Below are 254 nucleotides of genomic sequence, written 5' to 3' on the forward strand. Positions count from 1 at the left end.
GCGTGGGCATCTACTCCTTGGTACCTGGCGAGGGGCGATTCAGGGTCCGTGGGATTGGCGATGTCGCAATCTTCGCAGTAGACCCCGCCATGGCCGTCCAGAGCCGGTGACGTTGCCGCCCACACGGAGGTGGCCGCTCCTTGCTCCGGTGTCTTGAAGCCCTCGCGGACGTTCCCTTCGGCATCCATCCACCCGGCGGCCACCATCTCCTCCTTGGGCAGGTGCCGTTGGAGTTCGGTCATGATGCCCCCTGG

At 65.7% G+C, this 254-nt stretch carries 1 pseudogene; it reads right to left on the reverse strand.

Annotated elements, in window-relative coordinates:
* Positions 1-242 (reverse strand): annotated as a pseudogene (locus tag SCA31_RS24515) (oxidoreductase); the annotation flags it as partial.
* Positions 243-254: the final 12 nt, after the last annotated feature.

This window comes from Chryseobacterium sp. SIMBA_028 (genome assembly GCF_046535285.1).
Taxonomy (GTDB): domain Bacteria; phylum Bacteroidota; class Bacteroidia; order Flavobacteriales; family Weeksellaceae; genus Chryseobacterium.